23 protein-coding genes are annotated in these 19,360 nt (G+C 67.5%); 8 read left to right on the top strand and 15 right to left on the bottom strand.

Annotated elements, in window-relative coordinates; translation table 11 throughout:
• Positions 1-45: 45 nt before the first annotated feature.
• The 3 genes from ON33_RS07790 to ON33_RS39030 all read right to left on the bottom strand — a co-directional run bounded on the left by ON33_RS07790 (position 46) and on the right by ON33_RS39030 (position 2,473).
• Entirely contained in the window at positions 46-474 is a 429-nt protein-coding gene (locus ON33_RS07790) for a hypothetical protein (protein WP_040856922.1), read from the bottom strand.
• Positions 475-601: 127 nt separating this feature from the next.
• Positions 602-1,654 (bottom strand): hypothetical protein, encoded by a 1,053-nt coding sequence (locus ON33_RS07785; protein ID WP_040857092.1) that lies wholly within the window; start codon positions 1,652-1,654, stop codon positions 602-604.
• Between the two features lie 36 nt (positions 1,655-1,690).
• Positions 1,691-2,473 carry a hypothetical protein gene (locus ON33_RS39030; RefSeq protein WP_245550348.1) on the bottom strand — a complete coding sequence of 261 codons (783 nt, stop codon included), beginning with the start codon at positions 2,471-2,473 and terminating at the stop codon, positions 1,691-1,693.
• A 56-nt stretch (positions 2,474-2,529) separates the two neighbouring features.
• Here ON33_RS39030 and rho point away from each other — a divergent pair, with 56 nt between their 5' ends.
• Positions 2,530-3,720 (top strand): transcription termination factor Rho, encoded by a 1,191-nt coding sequence (rho, locus tag ON33_RS07770; protein ID WP_083868707.1) that lies wholly within the window; start codon positions 2,530-2,532, stop codon positions 3,718-3,720.
• Here rho and ON33_RS07765 read toward each other — a convergent pair.
• A complete protein-coding gene (locus ON33_RS07765; protein ID WP_040856920.1) occupies positions 3,707-4,492 on the bottom strand; it encodes an alpha/beta hydrolase in 786 nt (261 codons plus the stop codon). The two genes, rho and ON33_RS07765, sit on opposite strands and share 14 nt — an antisense overlap.
• A 184-nt stretch (positions 4,493-4,676) precedes the next feature.
• Between ON33_RS07765 and ON33_RS38040 the strand changes: the two genes are divergently transcribed.
• Genes ON33_RS38040 through ON33_RS39440 form a run of 3 tightly spaced genes read left to right on the top strand, consistent with a single transcriptional unit; the run spans position 4,677 to position 6,127 of the window.
• A complete protein-coding gene (locus tag ON33_RS38040; RefSeq protein ID WP_157184447.1) occupies positions 4,677-5,057 on the top strand; it encodes a hypothetical protein in 381 nt (126 codons plus the stop codon).
• 12 nt (positions 5,058-5,069) lie between these two features.
• Positions 5,070-5,786, top strand: coding sequence for a DUF222 domain-containing protein (locus ON33_RS39445; RefSeq protein ID WP_281033194.1), 717 nt, complete (start codon positions 5,070-5,072; stop codon positions 5,784-5,786).
• Positions 5,783-6,127: an HNH endonuclease signature motif containing protein gene (locus tag ON33_RS39440; protein ID WP_281033191.1), complete on the top strand. Its 345-nt coding sequence runs from the start codon at positions 5,783-5,785 to the stop codon at positions 6,125-6,127. Before ON33_RS39445 ends, ON33_RS39440 begins: the two co-directional genes overlap by 4 nt.
• Before the next feature lie 433 nt (positions 6,128-6,560).
• Here ON33_RS39440 and ON33_RS07755 read toward each other — a convergent pair whose 3' ends face one another.
• Positions 6,561-6,944, bottom strand: a complete 384-nt coding sequence (locus tag ON33_RS07755) for a hypothetical protein (protein ID WP_040856918.1) — start codon at positions 6,942-6,944, stop codon at positions 6,561-6,563.
• Positions 6,945-6,977: 33 nt separating this feature from the next.
• On the opposite strand from ON33_RS07755, the gene ON33_RS07750 reads away from it, so the two are divergent.
• Positions 6,978-7,511: a hypothetical protein gene (locus tag ON33_RS07750; protein WP_040856916.1), complete on the top strand. Its 534-nt coding sequence runs from the start codon at positions 6,978-6,980 to the stop codon at positions 7,509-7,511.
• A gap of 49 nt (positions 7,512-7,560) precedes the next feature.
• On the opposite strand, the gene pheT is transcribed toward ON33_RS07750, so the two are convergent.
• The 3 genes from pheT to ON33_RS07735 form a co-directional block, all read right to left on the bottom strand.
• Entirely contained in the window at positions 7,561-10,062 is a 2,502-nt protein-coding gene (pheT, locus tag ON33_RS07745; RefSeq protein WP_040856914.1) for a phenylalanine--tRNA ligase subunit beta, read from the bottom strand.
• Between the two features lie 32 nt (positions 10,063-10,094).
• Positions 10,095-11,153: a phenylalanine--tRNA ligase subunit alpha gene (pheS, locus tag ON33_RS07740; protein WP_040856911.1), complete on the bottom strand. Its 1,059-nt coding sequence runs from the start codon at positions 11,151-11,153 to the stop codon at positions 10,095-10,097.
• 113 nt (positions 11,154-11,266) lie between these two features.
• Entirely contained in the window at positions 11,267-12,076 is an 810-nt protein-coding gene (locus tag ON33_RS07735) for an ion channel (protein WP_051151758.1), read from the bottom strand.
• A 118-nt stretch (positions 12,077-12,194) separates the two neighbouring features.
• On the opposite strand from ON33_RS07735, the gene lipB reads away from it, so the two are divergent.
• A complete protein-coding gene (lipB, locus tag ON33_RS07730; protein WP_245550346.1) occupies positions 12,195-12,866 on the top strand; it encodes a lipoyl(octanoyl) transferase LipB in 672 nt (223 codons plus the stop codon).
• Positions 12,867-12,952: 86 nt separating this feature from the next.
• On the opposite strand, the gene ON33_RS07725 is transcribed toward lipB, so the two are convergent.
• Both ON33_RS07725 and ON33_RS07720 read right to left on the bottom strand, forming a co-directional pair.
• Complete coding sequence (locus ON33_RS07725; RefSeq protein WP_040856909.1) at positions 12,953-13,477, bottom strand: DoxX family protein; 525 nt, start codon at positions 13,475-13,477, stop codon at positions 12,953-12,955.
• Between the two features lie 27 nt (positions 13,478-13,504).
• Positions 13,505-14,959, bottom strand: a complete 1,455-nt coding sequence (locus ON33_RS07720) for an MFS transporter (protein WP_051151782.1) — start codon at positions 14,957-14,959, stop codon at positions 13,505-13,507.
• Positions 14,960-15,063: 104 nt separating this feature from the next.
• On the opposite strand from ON33_RS07720, the gene ON33_RS07715 reads away from it, so the two are divergent.
• Positions 15,064-15,639, top strand: a complete 576-nt coding sequence (locus ON33_RS07715) for a TetR/AcrR family transcriptional regulator (RefSeq protein ID WP_040856908.1) — start codon at positions 15,064-15,066, stop codon at positions 15,637-15,639.
• A gap of 38 nt (positions 15,640-15,677) precedes the next feature.
• Here ON33_RS07715 and ON33_RS07710 read toward each other — a convergent pair whose 3' ends face one another.
• From ON33_RS07710 to infC, 4 genes are all read right to left on the bottom strand, one after another.
• A complete protein-coding gene (locus ON33_RS07710; RefSeq protein ID WP_051151757.1) occupies positions 15,678-16,502 on the bottom strand; it encodes a TrmH family RNA methyltransferase in 825 nt (274 codons plus the stop codon).
• A 10-nt stretch (positions 16,503-16,512) separates the two neighbouring features.
• Positions 16,513-16,893: a 50S ribosomal protein L20 gene (gene rplT, locus ON33_RS07705; RefSeq protein ID WP_040807291.1), complete on the bottom strand. Its 381-nt coding sequence runs from the start codon at positions 16,891-16,893 to the stop codon at positions 16,513-16,515.
• A 119-nt stretch (positions 16,894-17,012) separates the two neighbouring features.
• Complete coding sequence (gene rpmI, locus ON33_RS07700; protein ID WP_040856904.1) at positions 17,013-17,207, bottom strand: 50S ribosomal protein L35; 195 nt, start codon at positions 17,205-17,207, stop codon at positions 17,013-17,015.
• 64 nt (positions 17,208-17,271) lie between these two features.
• Positions 17,272-17,988 carry a translation initiation factor IF-3 gene (infC, locus tag ON33_RS07695; protein ID WP_083868729.1) on the bottom strand — a complete coding sequence of 239 codons (717 nt, stop codon included), beginning with the start codon at positions 17,986-17,988 and terminating at the stop codon, positions 17,272-17,274.
• Between the two features lie 344 nt (positions 17,989-18,332).
• Between infC and ON33_RS42685 the strand changes: the two genes are divergently transcribed.
• Positions 18,333-18,701, top strand: a complete 369-nt coding sequence (locus tag ON33_RS42685) for a DUF1844 domain-containing protein (RefSeq protein WP_040856900.1) — start codon at positions 18,333-18,335, stop codon at positions 18,699-18,701.
• 30 nt (positions 18,702-18,731) lie between these two features.
• Here ON33_RS42685 and ON33_RS07685 read toward each other — a convergent pair whose 3' ends face one another.
• Positions 18,732-19,355, bottom strand: a complete 624-nt coding sequence (locus ON33_RS07685) for a TetR/AcrR family transcriptional regulator (protein WP_040856898.1) — start codon at positions 19,353-19,355, stop codon at positions 18,732-18,734.
• Positions 19,356-19,360 lie beyond the last annotated feature (5 nt).

Below are 19,360 nucleotides of genomic sequence, written 5' to 3'. Positions count from 1 at the left end.
ACGGCACGATCCGCGACGCGTGCACCCACTCGCGAGCTCGGGGCCCTACTCGACGCCGATGTGCTGATGGTCGGTGCGGATGCGGCCGGCCTCGTCCAGCGCGAGGACATCCATTCCACCGCCGACCACGGTGCCGTCCTGGGTCACCATCGACCAGGTGCAGGCGACGACCTGCTTCAGCAGCAGCGTCGCCTCCCCGCGCTGGACGAAACGGTGCTCGCCCGGGCCGACGAACATCTCGTAGGCCCGTTCCACCCGTCGTTCCAGCGCGACATGGCCGCGCACCTCGAGCGGCGGGATCGGAAAGTTCAAGCGGGTGGCGGCATTTCGCATATCTTCCGGCGGATCGACGAGGATCTGGGCGCCGTCCTCGGCCCACAGTTCGCGAACGAGTTTGCGCCGCGGCTCCGGGTCGGGCTCGTTCCACATGGCCAGGTATCGGTCGGCGAGTTCGTTGATGTCGATGTTCGTCATGGCATCGAGTCTGCGTGGGTTGGATACGCTGCGCGATTCCCTCCGGGGAATGAGCGGATTCTCCCGTCAGGGAATGAAACAGGGCCGCACGCGGTTTCAGCGGGCGGCCCTGTTCGCAGGTCTCGGGTCAGTTCCCGGCGAGCACCGCCAGCACCGGCTCGGACAGGAAGAACGGCTCCAGCCGCTCGCGAATCAGCTTGGCCAGCACGCCGTTCCGCTTGGCGGCCTCCACCACGGCCGGGCCGTAGCGCAGGATCTCCTCGGCGATGACCGCCTCGGAAAGACCCAGCTCCGGCAGCATGGCCGCCAGGGTGTGGTCGCCGTACTTCTCGAAGAACACCTCGACGCCCTGGTCCACCAGCACGCCGACGTATTCCTTGTTGCGGGTGGTCAGCGCGATCCGGTGGATGATCAGAGCCAGATCGCGGAGGTCCTGCTGGGACAGGTACTCGCGCAGGCCGCTGACCGGCTCACCGGCGTGCAGGTCCCAGAATTCCATGGCCGCGTCGTGCACCGGAGCGTCGCGCAGCATTTCGCGAATGGCGTTGTTGGTGCGCTTGAGCGCGAATTGCGCACCCTTGCCGGCCATTTCGCCGATGAAGGTGCCGCCGGCCTTCTCCGCCGCCTTGCGCGCGGACTTGGCGGCATTGGTACCCATGGAGACCAGGGAGCCGACGCCGGGAATCTTCGAGGCGATCTGCTTGTTGGTCTCCATCAGATCGTCGACCAGCTTGTCCACGAACTTGGCGGCCACGGTGGCGATGAGGGGGCTCTCGGTCAGCCGTTCCAGGATGCGTTCCTGTGCCTGGTGCATGCCGAAGAGCTTCTCCAGCAGCTGCTCGACCGGCTCGCGGTCCACGACGTCACCGAGGGTGTAGTCGTGGTTCCCGGCGATGTTCTCGTACAGCGAATCGGCCAGCGTGCCGACCATTTCGCCCAGTACCGGGCTGCCGCCGATCAGGTCGATGACGTTGGCGACGGTCTGCTTGGCCTGATCGATATCCACCACGTCGCGGAAGACGATGGTGTCGGCGACACCGATCACCGCTTCCACATCGCGGGCGATCACTTCGGCGAAGCGGTCACCGCTGACCTCGGCGACAATGAAGTCGACCTGGAGATCCAGGAGCTTCTCGGCGATTTCACGTGGCGCCCGGGACGGCGTATCGGACTCGGTCAAGGTTCCACCCATCAATTTGACGACGGAACGGCCGGATCACTCGGAATCGTTGCCGTGCACCGATTTTCGAATCTGTTCCAGACGTTCCCGCGCGGCTTTCGCCCGCGCATCCCACTGTTCCTCGACGCTACGGCCCACTGGTGTCTGCCGATCGAGCTCGCCCATCCCCTGCGATGTCCCGTAGCGCTGCTCGACCTTATCGCGAACTGACTCGAAAGTAGGGACGCCGCTGGAGCTGTACCCGCCGATCGACCCGGCCGACGGGATACCCGCAGGCGGTACCGGTATCCGACCGGCCACCGGACCCGCTCCCACCTGCCCGGATGCCGGAACCGTCTCAGACTGTGAGTAGCCTTCCGCGGGCAACGTGTCCGGAGTCACATCGATGACATCTGGCGCATGACCCAGGGTGGCGGCCAGTGACTGCGCCACCGCGTGCAACGCGGCCAGCGCGGGCTTGCCGTCGGTGGCGGCCTCGACCACACCCGCGAGTTCGGTGTCCGGCAGCTGCGCCAACAACGCCACGAGTTCTTTGGCATCGCTCATGGGTTCCAGGCTACGCATCCCGGGGCCGCCGGGGACCGTACGCGGCGCGCCGACGTCGGTCCATTGCGCGGATTTCGGGGACGGCGTACGGTGGGAGGCGTCGCAATCCCGTGGATGCAGGTCGACACCGAATCCCTCCCACGCGATTTCTTCCCTCCCCGAGCCGGTTACCCGGCAGCGTTGAATCTCGCGGATTGCGTTGCCTTCGCACACTGCGCGAACCCGCTCGGATTCACCGGCGGCCTCCTGCCGCCTTCGGCCGTATCCGGCCACACCGATCGCTCACTCCCGGTGCACAAGTCACCCGATCCTTTCAAGGAGAACATCTCATGACCACCATCGATCCCACGCCACGGGTCGCCCGCGACGACGCGACCCCGGCCCTCGAACACATCGAAACACTCACGCCCGCAACGGGAATCCTGGATATCCCGCTCCGCCTCCCCGCGCTTGGCCAGAACGGTGTGCTGCGAAGAGACGGCTACCTGCCCGGGCCCGACGACGTGCACGTGCCGACCCGCCTGATCCGCGGACTCGGACTGCGCCGCGGCGACCTCATCACCGGACTCGCACAGCCGAATCCCAAGGGCGGCAAGCTCGCTCCCCTGGTGCGGGTCGACACCGTCAATGGCCGGCCCCTCGCCGAACTCGGCACCCGGCCGCACTTCCAGGACCTGACCCCGATCCATCCCAATGAGCGGCTGCGGCTGGAAACCGCGCCGAACAAGCTCACCACCCGCGTCACCGATCTCGTCATGCCGATCGGCAAAGGACAGCGCGCCCTGATCGTAGCGCCGCCCAAGGCTGGCAAAACCTCTGTGCTGCAAGCGATCGCGCACAGCATCGCCGCCAACCACCCGGAGGCGCACCTGATGCTGGTGCTGGTCGGCGAGCGCCCCGAGGAGGTCACCGACCTCTCGCGCGGCGTTCCCGCCGAGGTCGTCGCCGCCACCTTCGACCACTCCCCCGCCGAACAGACCGCCCTGGCCGAACTGGCCATCGAGCGCGCACAGCGGCTGGTCGAGGAGGGCAGGGACGTCGTCGTCCTGCTCGATTCCCTCACCCGGCTCGCCCGCGCCTACAACATGACCGGACCGGCCTCGGGCCGAATCCTCTCCGGCGGAGTGGATTCCACCGCGCTGCTGCCGCCGAAGCGGTTCCTGGGCGCGGCCCGCAATATCGAGGACGGCGGATCGCTGACCATCGTGGCGAGCGCGCTGGTCGAAACCGGCTCGCTCGCCGACACAGTCATCTTCGAGGAGTACAAGGGAACCGGCAATGCCGAGCTCAAACTCGATCGCGGATTGGCGAGCCGCCACCTCTTCCCGGCCGTGGATATCGCCAAGTCCAGCACCCGGCGCGACGAACTGCTGTTCGCCCCCGACGAGCGGCTGGCCGTGGACCGGCTGCGCCGTACCCTGGCCGAACTGGACGATCAGCGCGCCCTCGACCTGCTCCTCGACGGATTGCGCAAGACCGGCAGCAATGCCGAATTCCTCGCCAACATCATCCTGAAGTGAGCCGCTTGGGCGGCAGCACCCCCGCCGCCCAGCTCGCCACCGTCTCCGCCCAGCCCGGGAATGCGATCAGGTTGTTGTGCAGGCCGCCCGGATAGACCACCAGCTGCTTGGGCTCGGGCGCGGCGGCGTACAGGTCGCGGCCCATCTGCACCGGCAGGAGTTCGTCGGCGTCGCCGTGCATGATCATGACCGGGCAGCCGAGGGTGTGGATGCGCTTCAGGCTGGGATAAGCGTTGGGCACGAACAGCTTCGGCAGGAATGGGTACACCGTGGTCCCCGCATCGCGCATCCCGGTGAACGTCGACATGAGCAGCAGCGCGGCGGGCGGAAAGGCATTCGCCAGCTCGAGCATGACTCCGCCGCCGAGCGACTTTCCCAGATACACCAACCGGTTGGCATCCACCCCGGGCCGCGCGAGCAACGCCTCCCGAGCCGCCCGCACGTCCAGATACGTCCCCCGCTCACTGGGCCGCCCGGTACTGCGCCCATACCCCCGATAGTCGAAGACCATCACATCGAACCCGACCGCCGCGAGCATGCCCAGCATCGGCGACCGATCCCCTATGTTCCCGCCGTTCCCGTGCGCGAACAGCATGTGCCCCAGCGACTCCCCCACCGCCGGCACGAACCAGGCCTCGATGGTCTCGCCATCCGCGGTCCGCAGCGACAGCTCCTGATAATCGAGGCCATACGTCTCCGGAGTCTCCAGAATCCGCCGGTCACCCGGTTGATAACTGAGCGCATTGAGGATAGGGGTCGCCGGATGCCACATGGTTCTTTCATACCCCCTGACCCCCACTTCGAGACCCACCACCCCTCGCCTCGACCACCTCAGCTGGCCGCTCAGCCCCCAACCCTCCTGGCTCGACATAATATACGAGGTCAGAGATCCGAAACCCCTTGATTCACATAGTAATTCGCCTATTGTTGGCATGTGAATGCGATAGAATGGGGGCATGAATTCGATGGGGGTGACACTGGACACGTGCGGTATCGCCGAACTGGCTACCGTCGTCGAGGCCCTGTCGAATTCCGTCCTCCACGCAAATCTCGACACGTTCGCCGATGGTGATGTGGTGGAGTTGATGCAGCGCCTGGAGACCTGCAAAAGGCAGCTGTCCGCATTGGATTCACGGCTGATCATCGAAGCCTGCAACCGCTCCCCGCCCAAGGGCAGTGCGGCGAAGGATGTCGTACCGTTCCTGCGTCAGACCCTGGGTTTGTCGAGGTACGACCGCGTCGGTGCGGGTGAAGATCGCCCTGCAGTGCGGGGAATTCTTCGAACCGACCGGGCACCTGCGTCCGGCCACCCTCGCCAGGACCGCCGAGGCCTTTGAGGCGGGCGAGATATCTCCCGCGATCATGTGCGCAACATCATCGACGTGATGAACCACCTGCCCACCAGCATCCCCACCGAAAGCCGTGTCGAGGCCGAGGCCATCCTGGTCGGCCATTCGCGTGTCGGGTGGCCCGATGATTTGCCCAAGATCGGGCGTGACATCCTCGCCCGTATCGACCCCGACGGGAAGGTCGTCTCCGACGCCGATCGTCGTCGCCGTCGGGGCCTGATATTGGGTCGTCCGGGGGTGGATGGGATGTCGTGGATCGAGGGCTGGCTCACCCCGGAGTTGCGTGCGCTGCTCGATGCCGTGTTCGCCAAGCTCGCCCGTCCGGGCATGTGCAACATCGACGATGTCGACAGCATCGCCACCACCAAGGCCGTCGATTCGAAGGTATTGGACGCTGCCGCGTGTCGTGATCGTCGTGACGCGGGTCAGCGCACCCACGACGCTGTGTACGCGGTGCTGCAGCCCGGTGCCGGCCCCGCCGAACTCGGCTCCCACCGTGGCCTGCCGGTCCAGGCGATCGTGACCATGTCCCTCGACGACCTGGAGCGCGGCGCGGGGGTGGCGACCACCGCCTCCGGTGGTCATGTCTCGATCAACGAAGCCCTGAAGATGGCGGCGGGCACCAAACCGGTCCTGGCGGTCCTGGACTCGAACGGGCTGCCGTTCTATCTGGGTCGTTGCGAGCGGTTGGCTAGCCCGGCGCAGCGGTTGCGTTGATCGCCCGCGACAAGGGCTGCACCCGTCCGGGTTGTGAGACCCCGGCTTCGATGTGCGCGGTGCATCACGTCACCGACTGGGTCCAGGGCGGGCCCACCGACCTGGACAACCTGACCCTGGCCTGCGACCACTGCCACGCACTGGTCAACGACAGTGCCGAGGGCTGGAAAACCGTTGTGATGGGCAAAGATTCCCCATACAGGGGACGCACCGGGTGGATCGCCCCGACAAGTCTCGACCCCACCGGTATCCCGCGCGTGAACGACAGGCATCACGTCGGGGAGCGGGTCGCTGCTGCGATCGAATCGAGTTGCCTGGGGTGGGGTTCACGGGCCGCATGAACTCCCGGCTGCTCGTGTCCTGCTGGCGTGCCACCGGTCGGGCGGGCGGACAGACCAGTGATGGGGCTTCTGGCCGAGCTCCTATGAAGTCACGACGCCCGATCGGTGGCACACAACGGTGGCGCCACCGACGATCCGACAGATCCACAAAGACAGCCGAGGCGTCGGTTGCGTCGCGGGTCAGAACCATAGGCGACGCCACCGGTTCGATCATCACTGTTGCGTCGCCTAATGAGAGTCATCGGGGTGGCTGCAGTGGCAGACTCGACCCGGTAGCCGCTGGCGGAGCGGGCTTGGAGGTGAAGGCGCGTCCCCAAGCCCGGCCACCTGTCGATTCGGAAAGCAACAGGATGGAGTGGACAACCCGGATCCGCCGTGGAACCTTTTGAGACACAATCGAACTCATCTGAGGGGGCCTGTGGACCTCTTTGCGCTAATGCCTGACGACACCGGCAAGGGCCGCCACGGTCGGCTTGTGATCGAGCACCGCCCTGACGCCGCGCCACTCGTACACCTGAGGCTCCCACGAAAGGTAACCGCACAGTTCGTCCATGCTTCGCAACAACACCCTCTTGTCCAGACCGGCGAGATCACGGTAGCTGCAGCGACTGAAGACGAGCGAACTCCAGCTCTCAGGATTGCGACGATCGACCCGGGCCTGCCTGGGCTCCCTGGCGTCGCAGCCATTATCCATGCCTACTTCGCTCCACAGCAGCAGTGGACCGTTGCACTGGGTAGGAACGCCTTCCCCGTAGGCCTCGGAGGTCTCGACGAAATCCAAGTACTCGAGCTGATCAATAGCGACAGTGAACGCCACTGGTCGCCGATCCCGTCCGATGGACCAGACGACGTGGAATCTCCCTCCGGCACGGGCAATCCGGATGCCCTCCGCGCAATTGCCGAGATCGCATCGCTGCCTGCTCTCGGCATCGCGATCCGAACCTTGGCGAAGCACCCTCAAAAGCTCGGTGCGTATCTCCCTTCCGTCGTCACCGGGTTTGTCAACGGTTGGCACCGCCTCGACCAGGCCAAGGAGCGCCTGCGGACCGTGCGAGACGAGCAAACACACGTCCTCCAACGCACGATCGAGACCGAGGAAGCCGACGCGATCGCGGAGCTGCCGTCAATCCGTCGCGCTCTGCGCGTAGACATCGCCGAAAGGAAAATCGCCATCGCGCATCTCAAAACCGAACTCATCGGCGAAGAGGACGACGAGGAGCGCAGCCGGCTGGCAAGCCGGATCGCGCAGGAACAGGAAGCACTCAACATCCTGAGGCAGCTACTGGAAGATCTGAGCCGGAGTGGAACAACCGCCGCAATCACTCGGAACAACGCGATCACTACCGTTGACCTTGGGAAGAGGCCGGCTCATACCGGGAAATGACAACGGAGGCCCCCTTTTTCGGGAACCTCCGTTGTCTTGCCGCTTCAGGTCAGGCGCGGATGACCGCTCCCACCGCTGTGGAGGCGGCCGCTACCGCGGCATCGCGGGCGGCGCTGGCCTCGTCCTCGGTGAGGGTTCGGTCGATGGCGCGGAAACGGAGGGCGTAGGTCAGGGACTTGCGGCCCTCGCCGGCCTGGGCGCCCTCGTAAACATCGAACAGTGAGATGTTTTCGAGCAGGTCGCCTGCGCCGGTACGAAGAGCGTCTTCGACAGCAGTGGCCGGGACAGCCTTGTCGACGCTGACCGACACGTCCTGCAGCACCGCGGGGAACGCGGAAACCACGGGGGTGGGCCGGATTTCGCGGAGCGGCAGCGCGTCGAGATCGATTTCCACCGCGCAGGTGCGCGGGGGCAGGGCCGAGCGCTCCAGGACGGCGGGGTGGAGTTCACCGGCGTGGCCGACGACGACACCGTCGACGACGAGTTCGGCGCAACGGCCCGGGTGCCACGGAAGGTATTGCGCGGCACGACGTTCGATCACCAGGCCAGAGGCGTCGGCGACCGCGTCCACGAGAGCGAAGGCATCGCTCGCCTCGACCGCGCGACCGGCACCCCACGGACCACGGGGCTCGCGGCGACCGGTGAGCACGGCGCTGATGTGAATCGGCTGCTCCGGCAGCGACCGCAGCAGCACGCCGATCTCGTCGTCGGTGGGACGGCGGTCGACGGGCAGCGGACCCACCGGCACGGTCTGCTCGGTCGGGAGCGTGACCTGCCCGATGCCGTACAGGGCGAGATCCCGCTCACCGCGAGAGATATTGCGGGCCGCGATCTCCAGCAGACCGGGCAGCAACGTGGAGGACAGCTCGGCGCGCTCGACATCGAGCGGGTTGAGCACGCGCAGCGTGTTGCGACGCTGGTCGTCGGCGTCCAGGCCCCAGGTGTCGAAGACACCGCCGGGCATGAAGACCGGCGCCGGCACCTCCACGCAACCCTCGAACGCCAGCGCCTTGCTGACCGCGCGACGGCGACGCTGCTGGGCACTGAGGCCCCGGCCGGCCGGTGCGGTGGGCAGCACCGATGGGATCTTGTCCAGACCCTCCAGGCGCAGCACCTCCTCCACCAGGTCGGCGGGCTGGGTGAGGTCGGGCCGCCAGCTCGGCGGGGTCACGACCAGCTGTCCGTGCCCGGACTCGCTGACGCCGACCTCGATGGCGCAACCCACCTGCTGCAGGCGGCGGGTGGCGGCGCCGGGCGCGTAGTGCACGCCCGCGGTGCGGTCGGCCAGGTCGATGTCCATGGTGATCGGCTGCCGCGCCGGGGTGGGCACGCGCACGTCGGTCAGCACTGATTCGACTGTGCCACCGGCGATCTCGGCCAGCAGGGTGGCCGCGCGATCCAGGGCGGCCAGGTTGACCTCGGGGTCCACGATGCGCTCGAAACGACGGCTGGCCTCCGAGGACAGCTTGTGGCGGCGCGCGGTGCGGGCGATGGCGACCGGGTTCCAGGTCGCGGCCTCGAGCAGGATGTCGGTCGAGCCGTCCGACACCTCGGTGCTGGCGCCACCCATGGTGCCCGCCAGCGAGATGACGCCGGTGTCGTCGGCGATCACCACATCCTCGGCATCGAGGGTGCGCTCGGCGTCGTCGAGGGTGCGCAGGGTCTCGCCCTTGTGGGCGCGACGCACCACGAAACCACCCTGCACCTTGGCGGCGTCGAAGGCGTGCAGCGGCTGACCCAGCTCGAGCATCACGTAGTTGGTGACATCGACGGCCGGGGAGATCGGGCGCACGCCCGACAGCAGCAGGCGACGCTGCAGCCACCACGGGCTCACGGCCTTCGGGTCGATCCCGGTCACCCGGCGCACCGCGAAGCGGGTGCACAGCGACTCGGGCTCGATCTTCACCGACCACGCCTCGGCCTCGTCGTCCGGCAGCAGCCGCCCGGCCGGGTCGCCGTACTCCAGGTCGAAACCGCAGGCCAGTTCCCGCGCCAGGCCGCGCACCGAGAAGGCGTAGCCGCGGTCGGGGGTGATGGCCAGCTCGATGACCGTATCGTCCAGGCCCAGCAGCTCATTGGCGTCCGTGCCAGGCTCGGCGGTGCCGGGCTCCAGCACCAGGATGCCGCTGTGGTCCTTGCCGATCCCCAGTTCGGCGACCGAGCAGATCATGCCATTGCTGGTGTGGCCGTAGGTCTTCCGCGACGCGATCTGGAAGCCGCCCGGCAGCACGCCACCGGGCAGCACTACGACCACTAGGTCGCCGACGGCGAAATTCCGTGCGCCGCAGACGATCTCCTGCAGCTCGGGATTGCCGACGTCGACCTTGCAGAAGCGGATCGGCTTCTTGAACTCGGTCAGCTCGGTGATCTCGGCGACGCGACCCACCACCAGCGGGTGCTCGATGTCACCGGTGACCGGCGCCAGCGGGTCGACCTCTTCGACTTCCAGACCGACCCGGACGAACCCCGCGTCGAGCTCCTCCGGCGTCACCGACCACCCGAGGGTGGTGCGCTGCAGCATTTCCGTCAGCCAGGACTGCGCTACTCGCACTTGACGTTTCGCTTCCTCGTATCGGGGTCAGGTCAGGACTGGATGCCGAACGGCAGCGTGAAGCGCACATCGCCCTCGACGATGTCGCGCATGTCCGGCAGGCCGTTGCGGAACTGCAGGGTCCGCTCCAGACCCATGCCGAACGCGAAGCCGCTGTACACCTCCGGATCGATGCCGCTGGCGATCAACACCTTCGGGTTCACCATGCCGCAGCCGCCCCACTCGACCCAGCCGGGGCCGCCCTTCTTGTCCTCGAACCACACGTCCACCTCGGCGGACGGCTCGGTGAAGGGGAAGAAGCTGGGCCGCATGCGCGTGGTGGTGTTGGGACCGAACAGGGCCCGCGCGAACGAGTCCAGGGTGCCCTTGAGGTGCGCCATGGTCAGGCCCTTGTCGATGGCCAGACCCTCGATCTGCGAGAACACCGGGGTGTGGGTGGCGTCCAGCTCGTCGGTGCGGAAGGTCCGCCCCGGGCACACCACGTAGATCGGCAGCTCGCGAGACAGCATGGAGCGCACCTGAACAGGCGAGGTGTGTGTGCGCAGCACCTGCCGCGAACCCTCCGGCGCGATGTGGAAGGTGTCCTGCATGGTGCGGGCCGGGTGGTCCGGCAGGAAGTTGAGGGCGTCGAAGTTGAAGTGCTCGGTCTCGACCTCGGGACCCTCGGCGACCTCCCAGCCCATGGCCACGAACACATCCGCGACCCGCTCGGAGAGCACCGAGATGGGGTGCCGCGCACCCTCGGCGTGCCGGCGGGCGGGGAGGGTGACGTCGATGGTCTCGGCGACCAGGACCGCCGCGTCGCGCTCGGCGAGCAGCTCGGCCTGACGGGTCTCGTAGGCCTGCGACACCCGGCCGCGCGCGACATTCACGCGTTTGCCGGCCTCGGCCTTCTCCTCCTTGGGCAGCGTACCCAGCGACCGCTGCGCCAGCGAGATCGGCGACTTGCCACCCATGTACTCGGTCTTGGCGGCGGCAAGCTCGTCCAGGGTCGAGGCGGAGGCGAACGCCTTCTCAGCAGCTTCCGCGGCGGCGGAGAGCGACTCCTCGCTCAACGCGGCGGTCTGCTCGGCACTGTTGTCATCGGCCACGATGGTTCGTCACTCCCCAGGCTGGTTACGGGTCGGGCGGATACTCTTTGTCAGCATCGGTATTGCGTACCCATTCTTGCTGGTCGCATCGTAATCCTTGTAATCAGGCCACCTCACCCGGATTTTCCCAGCTCGCGGGCCCCTTCCTGGCGCGGTGTACCCAGCTCGGCACGCAGCTCGGCGATGTCGGCGCGCAACGACCGCACCTCGCCGATCAGCTCGTCGAGTTCGCGGTCGGCCCGTTCGACGCCCTCGTCCACCGTGCGCAGCTGGTCGATGACCCAGCTGGTGACGGTACCGATGACGAAGGAGATCAAGCCGATTCCGACGGTCATCAGCACCACCGCGATCAGCTTGCCCTCGACCGTCACCGGGTAGAAGTCGCCGTACCCGACCGTGGTGACCGACACCACCGACCACCAGGCCGCCTCACCGAGGGTGTGGATATTGCTACCCAGGGCATCCCGTTCGGCGTCGAACATCGCGACGCTGCACAGCAATACGAGCAGGAACGAACTCACCCCGACGAACATCGACAAACGCACCCGCGCCTGGAACCGGGTGTGACGGTCGACCGCGTCGATGATCAGCAGGGCCGCACGCAGCAGTCGCAGCGGGCGCAGCGGCGGCACCAGCACGATCGACAGGTCCAGCCAGTTGTTGCGCAGGAACCGCCTTCGATCGGTCGAAATGCGCAGACGGAACAGGAAGTCGGCGGAGAACAGCAGCCAGATCCCGATATCGACCCGGGTAAGCCAGGCATCCAGCGACGGGGTACGGCCGTGGTCGAGCACCTGCCACACGTAGGAGACCAGGAAGGCAACGGCCAGGATGGTGAAGGGGACGGTGGTCGCCCGCTCCCAGAGCACACGCCGGCTCGGGTGGCGGACGAACATCACGACCGCGGTATCGGTCTCGGGCATGGGCTGACCATCTCATGTCGGATCGGCTGGACGTCGAGGAAGCGACGTCGACATACAGCAGGATCGCATTGCCGGCCGGGGCCCTGACACGGCGGGCAGCGGTGGTACGAATGAACTCGTGAAGTCCCGGCCCCTGACCCTCATCGACGACACCGACCGCCTCATCGAGTACTCGGCGGCGATGGACCGCATGCAGCAGATGTGGGAGGAGCGGGTCGCCGACCAGCGGCCCGACACGCTCTGGCTGCTCAGCCACGAGCAGACTTTCACGATCGGCCGCCGCACCCCGGAAGCACACCTGCCCGCGCCCGAGACCGGCATCCCGGTCTTCACCACCAACCGCGGCGGCCAGCTCACCTATCACGCGCCCGGCCAGCTGGTCGGCTATCTCATCGTCAAGCTGCAGCCCGGCGAGGGCGTCGTCGATCTGATCCGCGATGTCGAACTCCGGATCGTGACGGCCCTGGCCGACCTCGGCATCCCCGCCGAGCGTCGCGACACCCCGGCCGGTTCGGAACTCCTCACCGGGGTCTGGACCCGCGACACCGGCCGCAAGATCACGTCCATCGGGATGCGCGTCGGCCGCAACGTTTCCACCCACGGTTTCGCCATCAATGTCACCGGCGACCTCACCCCGTGGAAGCTCGCCGTCGCCTGCGGCATGCCCGATGTCGACATGACCTCCGTCGAGCGGGAACTCGCGGGGCAAGAGCCGCCGACGATGGAGCAGGTGGTCGCCACCGTCGCCACCGCCTTCGAGGCCGCCGCTGCTCCGAGCCCGGCGCCGTAGCCGGCGCCGCCTCCCGAGCGCACCCGAACCGCGTTGCGCCCCTTTCGGACCGGTCCGAAAGGGGCGCAACGCGGTTCGTTTCGGCGTTACTCCGGCGCACCGGGCGCCAGAGACGCCGTTCGAGGGGCGGATCGGATCGTCGACGCCGATCCGAGAGCGGCGAACAACGCGACGCCGATGTAGACCAGTTGTTCGGGGATGCGGAACCACAGCGGTGTGGCCGGCTGACCGTTGAAGGGAACGTGGTCCACGGCCGCGTGGATGTTCGCGGGCAGCAGCAGGACGAACATCAGGGCCAGGGCCAGACCCGCCAGGCGGCGGGCCGGGACGAGGACCAGGCCGAAGGCGCCCAGGTACTCCAGGACGCCGGTGGCGTAGACGGTGAAATCGGGGAACGGGACGAAGGACGGGACCATGGCGACCAGGTCGCTGTGGTGGGGCATGACCGTCACCGAGTCGGGGACGAAGTGGGCGGTGCCGGTCATGACGAGCATGAAGGCGAGGCCGTGGGCGGCGGACGCCTGCCAGGTGGCGAAGCGGGCGACGCCCAGCGCGCCCAGGAGGCGGAGGGTCAGAGTGGGGACGGACAGCAGGAGCAGGGTCTCGTACATGAGGGCACCTCGGTTGGGACAGGCCGGTCAGTGCGCGAAAGTCGATGCACCGGTGGATGATTCGGCGATCGCCTGGCGACCGGGCAGCAGCAATGCGACCAGCGCGCCGACCGCGACGATTGCCGCGCCGACCTTGACCGCCGGAATGAGGCCGTCCACGTATTCCTGCGGGCTCAGATACGAGCCGTGCGAGGCGAACACCGAAGCCAGCACCGCGACGCCCATGGCGACACCCACCTCACGGATGGTGTTGTTGGTGCCGGAGGCCATGCCCTGATCGGCCGGGGCCGCGCTGGCCATCACGGCGGTGGCGGTGGGCGCGAAGGTCAGGCCCATGCCGATGCCGCCCAGCACGAAGGGCAGGACGAAGGACCCGTAGGAGACGTCGGCGGTCACGATCAGAGCCATCCACAGCAGCGCCGCCGACAGGAACACCTGACCGATCGCGATCAGCGGCCGCACACCCACCCGATCGACGATCAGACCGGCGAGCGGCGCCACCACCATCGGAGCCATGGTCCACGGCAGCGTCCGGATACCGGACTGCAGCGGCGTGTATCCCTGCACCACCTGGAAGTACTGGGCCAGCAGGAAGATCGAGCCGAAGACGCCGAGGGAGAAGGTGAAGAGCACGGTATTGACCGCGGTGAAGCTGCGCGAACGGAACAGCCGCAGCGGCAGCATGGGATCGACCGAGCGCTTCTCCCACAGCACGAACGCCGCCAGCAATGCCGCGCCGCCGATCAGGCCGGTCAGCACCTTGGCCGAGGTCCACCCGTCGTCCGCGCCGTGGATCACGCCCCACACCACCGCGAGCACGCCGCCCGCCGAGAGCAGCAGGCCGAACGGGTCCAATTTCCTTGCACCACCGAAGGATTCGTTCAGGATGCGGGCGGCCAGCGGAGCGGCGACGATGCCGATCGGAACGTTGATCCAGAAGATCCACTGCCAGCTGAGTCCGTCGACGACCGCGCCGCCGACCACGGGTCCGAGCGCCACGCCGAGCCCGGAGATGCCGCCCCAGATGCCGATCGCCGCACTGCGCATCCGCTCCGGCACCGCCGCCGACAGCAGGGTCAGCGACAGCGGCATCACCGCCGCCCCGCCGAAGCCCTGCACCGCCCGTGAGGCGATGAGCATCCACGGCTCGGTGGCCAGCGCGCACGCCGCCGAGGCCGCCGTGAACAGCGCGATGCCCATGACGAACATCCGCCGGCGGCCGATCCGGTCACCGAGCGCCGCGGCGGTGAGCAGCAGCGAGGCGAAGGACAGTGTGTAGGCGTTCACGAACCACTGCAGGTCGGTGAGCGACGCGTGCAGTTCGGTGCGGATCACCGGCAGCGCGTTGGTGACCACGAGATTGTCCAGCGTGACCATGAACATCGGGATGCCCACGGCCGCCAGGACCGCGCCCAGCGGCCGCTGCCGGGCGACATCGACGACCTTGTCGGTGAGAGATGGGGTTTCGAGTGTTTCAGCCATGATGACCAATCCTTGTTGTTATCGACTGATAACTAGAGAGTATGCATCGACTGATAACATGTCAATGGCACACTGGATCGCAACGACGAGGAGGCACGACAGCCATGACCAGGACCCGGATGACGGCGACCGAACGCAGCGCGGAAGTCCTCGCGGCGGCAACCTCCGCCTTCGCTGAATCCGGTTACGCCGCAACAAAAACCGACGACATCGCGCGCCGGGCGGGGGTTTCGCAGCCCTATGTGATCCGACTGTTCGGCACCAAGCAGCAGCTGTTCCTGGCAGTGCTGGACCAGGTGTGCGGACGCATCGAGGAGCTCTTCCGCACCGGGGCCACCGAGGCCGCACCCGACGCCTCCCCCAAAGACCGCCTCGATTCCCTCGGCAGCCACTTCGGCGACCATTTCCTCACCGACCGCGATCTGCCCAGGGTCTTCCTCCAGGGCATCGCGGCGGCGAGCGAACCGGCCATCGGCGAGAACATCCGCGATCACTTCGGACGCCTCTACAACCTGGCCAAGGAGCTCACCGGTGCGACGACCTACGAGGTCCGCCGCTTCTTCGGCACCGGCATGCTACTCATCGACCTGACTGCGCTCCAGGTCACCGATATCGACGACGCCGGCACCCCGCCGTGGGCCACCGAGATCCTCGCCAATCTCAGTGAGGACGGCATCTGATCAGACCCGGAGCGGCTCCCGGGCAGATTCGGTCAGCGTCACTCGGCGTGCTGGACCCTGGAGCTCGCGTAGAGGCAAATGGCCGCCGCGGCAGCGAGATTCAGGCTCTCGGCGCGGCCGTGAATGGGAATGCGGACCCGGTGGGTGGCGCGGGCGGCGATGGCCTTGTCCAGGCCGTGCGCCTCGTTGCCGAACAGCCAGGCGACCGGGCCGCGCAGGATCTCGTCGGCATCGTCCAGGTCGACCTCGCCCTTGGCGGTGGTCGCCAGCACGGCGATCCCGGCCTGCTCGAGGGCGTCGAGGGTGGCGTCGATATCGCGGGAGCGGGCCACCGGAACGTGGAAAAGGCTTCCGGCGCAGGCGCGCACGCATTTGCCGTTGTGCGGATCGACCGAGTCACCGGCCAGCACAACGCCATCCGCGCCGACCGCGTCGGCCACCCGGATCAGGGTGCCGGCGTTGCCGGGGTCGGCCATCTCGACCGGGACGGCCAGCATGCGGGGGGCGGCGTCGATGATCTCCGGCAGCGGCACATCCACCTGGCGGCACACCGCGATCAGGCCGGGCGGGGTCACGGTCTCCCCCAGCAACTCCGCGGCACGGTCACTGACCAGCGTGGTCCGCACCCGTTGCGCGGCAGCGCCCGCCACCAGCTCGTGCTCGCGTTCGGCGGCCTTGGAGGAGTAGAACAGCTCCTCGATCCGCCCGGTGTCCAGTGCGGCCTCCACCGAATTCGCGCCCTCGGCCAGGAACAGGCCGGTCTTGCGGCGCACCGGCGCGCGATGGAGCTTGACCGCAGAAACGACCCGCGGGTTGTGCTCGGAGAGCACGTCCGCGGGTCGTTTCGAGTGTTGCGTCGTCACGCAGGCCGAATCAGGCGGCCGGGGCGTTGACGTCGGCGGGCAGCGCGGCCTTGGCGGCGGCGACCAGCTGGGCGAAGGCCTCGGCGTCGGAGACGGCGAGCTCGGCCAGGATCTTGCGGTCCACCTCGATGCCGGCGGCCTTCAGGCCCTGCATGAAGCGGTTGTAGGTCATATCGTTCAGACGCGCGGCGGCGTTGATACGAGTGATCCACAGCTGACGGAAGTCACCCTTCCGCGCCCGGCGATCCCGGTAGGCGTAGGTGAGCGAGTGCAGCTGCTGTTCCTTGGCCTTGCGGTACAGGCGCGACCGCTGACCGCGGTAGCCCTTGGAGGCCTCGAGAACGGAACGGCGCTTCTTCTGAGCGTTGACGGCCCTTTTGACGCGTGCCACTTGTCAGTCCTTGATCGATTGAGGGGCGCTGGGTCTTTCGCGTGAACCCGGATATCGGCGCCCGAGGTTGGTCGGTGATGCGTTCCGCGAACGGATCGCGATCGGCTGGCTCAGCCGAATTACTTGGCGAGCAGCTTCTTGACGCGAGCGACGTCCGCCTTCGCGACGACCTCCACGCCGTCCAGACGACGAGTCCGGGTGGACGGCTTGTGCTCGAGCAGGTGGCGACGGTTCGCCTGCTGACGCAGCAGCTTGCCGCTGCCCGACACCTTGAATCGCTTCGAGGCGCCGCTGTGGCTCTTCATCTTCGGCATGGATTCCTCATATCTGTCGTGCCGAAGGCGCGCGTGTACCACGCGCCTTCGGAGCTTCTCGTTATTACTGCTGCGGGGTGGCCGGTTCGGCAGCCGGGGCTGCGGTCTCGGCCGGGGCCGCTCCGGCAGCCGGCGCTTCGGCCGGAGCCGCAGCCGCGGGCACACTATTACGCTGCTGTGTCGAGCTCGCGTCGTTCTGCGCCTTCACCCGCGTCTTCGCGCCCTTGTGCGGCGCGAGGACCATGGTCATGTTCCGGCCGTCCTGCTTGGCCGAAGTTTCGACGAAACCGAGGTCGGCGACGTCGGCGGCCAGTCGCTGCAAGAGCCGGAAGCCGAGTTCCGGACGCGACTGCTCGCGACCACGGAACATGATGGTGACCTTGACCTTCGACCCGGCCTCGAGGAAGCGCATCACATGGCCGCGCTTGGTGGCGTAGTCGTGGTCATCGATCTTCGGCCGGAGCTTCTGCTCCTTGATCACGGTCTGGACCTGGTTCTTCCGGGACTCGCGCGCCTTCTGCGCGGTCTCGTACTTGAACTTGCCGTAGTCCATGATCTTGCACACCGGCGGGCGTGCATCCGGCGCGACCTCGACCAGGTCGAGGTCAGCTTCCTGAGCGACGCGTAGTGCATCTTCAACACGCACGATCCCAACCTGCTCGCCACCCGGTCCGATGAGTCGGACCTCGGGAACGCGGATGCGATCGTTGATGCGGGTCTCAGTGCTGATGGGGCCTCCTAGGTCAAGCGGTTCGTCAACGACCGCAAGCAATAACTGCAACCCCAATTCCAACACAAAAGCCCCGTGCTGGTATTTCACCACCACGGGGCCCGAGTCGACCGATCCACGACGCAAACAACTCGCATCGCACCACACGCAGGGCGAACCCACGTGCAGAACCCATCAGGCAAATGATGGGCGACCGGACCGTCTGATCTGACCGCGGTGTTCATTGAAAAACGGGTCGATCGACGGTGGGAGTCGGGCTCCACTTGATGCCCCGATTCGGTTGCAGGAACCAGTCCGGGACGGTCGTCGCGAAGAGTCTAGCACTCATAGCCGTGGGCTCCGAATCGGCGGCCCCCGCGACCAGCGCCGACCCGCGCGATGGGATGCTATAACCCATGAGCGAGGCAATCATGAACGACGAATCGTCCCTCATCGAGGGCGAGGTCGTCCGCGAACTGGCCGACATCCCCGCTGTCGAGGTGATCAGCCGTGCCGCCGTCATGTTGATGAGCTCCGCCGCCGAGAAGCTCGGCCTCGGCGAACCCGATCCCGCCAGCAGCCCCCACCTCGACCTCGACGAGGCCCGCCGCGTCATCACCGCCCTCGCCGGCCTCGTCACCGCCTCCGTCGAATACCTCGGCCCCCACGCCGGCCCCATCCGCGAAGGTCTCCAGTCGCTCCAGCGCGCCTTCCGCGAAGCCTCCGCCTACCCCGACGCCCCCGGCGCGGGCCCGGGCGAGAAGTACACCGGCCCGGTGTACTGAGCTGCACGCGGCGCCGACCCTTCGGCGAGATCAGTTGCCGGGCAGGGCTATTCCAGCGAGCAGAGTCGTGATCACCGCGTCGACGTCCACCTCGGCGTGGCCATGTGGCGCGCCGGGGAGGACCGCGGTGAGCACCACGTCGTGGCAGATGCCGACGAGCATGGCGGTCGCGGCGGCGGTGTCGGCGGCCGGGGCGAGGCGGCCGCGGTCGCGTTCGGCGCGGAGGTAGGCGGCGAGCAGAGCTCGCCAATCATCGCCGCGGGCTTCGGATTCGGCGAAGCGGGTCAGCACGGACGGGCTGGCCAGCAGGCCGGCGAAGACCGGGAGGACGGCGCGATGCAGGGCCAGGCCGGCGCGTAGATACACGGCCAGGTTCTCGTGCACGGTTCCGGTGCCCGGTGCGGGCAGCGGCCCGAGATCGGCGTGGGCGGCGCCGACATGAGCGCCGAGAGCGGCGGCCAGCAACGCGTCCTTGTCCGGGAAGTGGTTGTAGAGGACACCGTCGGCCACGCCCGCGGCGCGGGCGATGCCGCGCACGGTGAGACCGGCCGCGCCCTGGTCGGCGAGCAGGCGTTGCGCGGTGGCGACGAGGTGGTCGCGGAGATTGCGGTCGTCATCGGCGCCGCGCAGCGCTGCCGCCTTTCTCGGGGACATGGGTG

Origin of the sequence: Nocardia niigatensis NBRC 100131 (genome assembly GCF_000308655.1) — a bacterium.
Classification (GTDB): Bacteria; Actinomycetota; Actinomycetes; order Mycobacteriales; family Mycobacteriaceae; genus Nocardia; species Nocardia niigatensis.
Note: the sequence above shows the minus strand (reverse complement) of the source record. Positions and strands in the feature narration are given on the sequence as shown.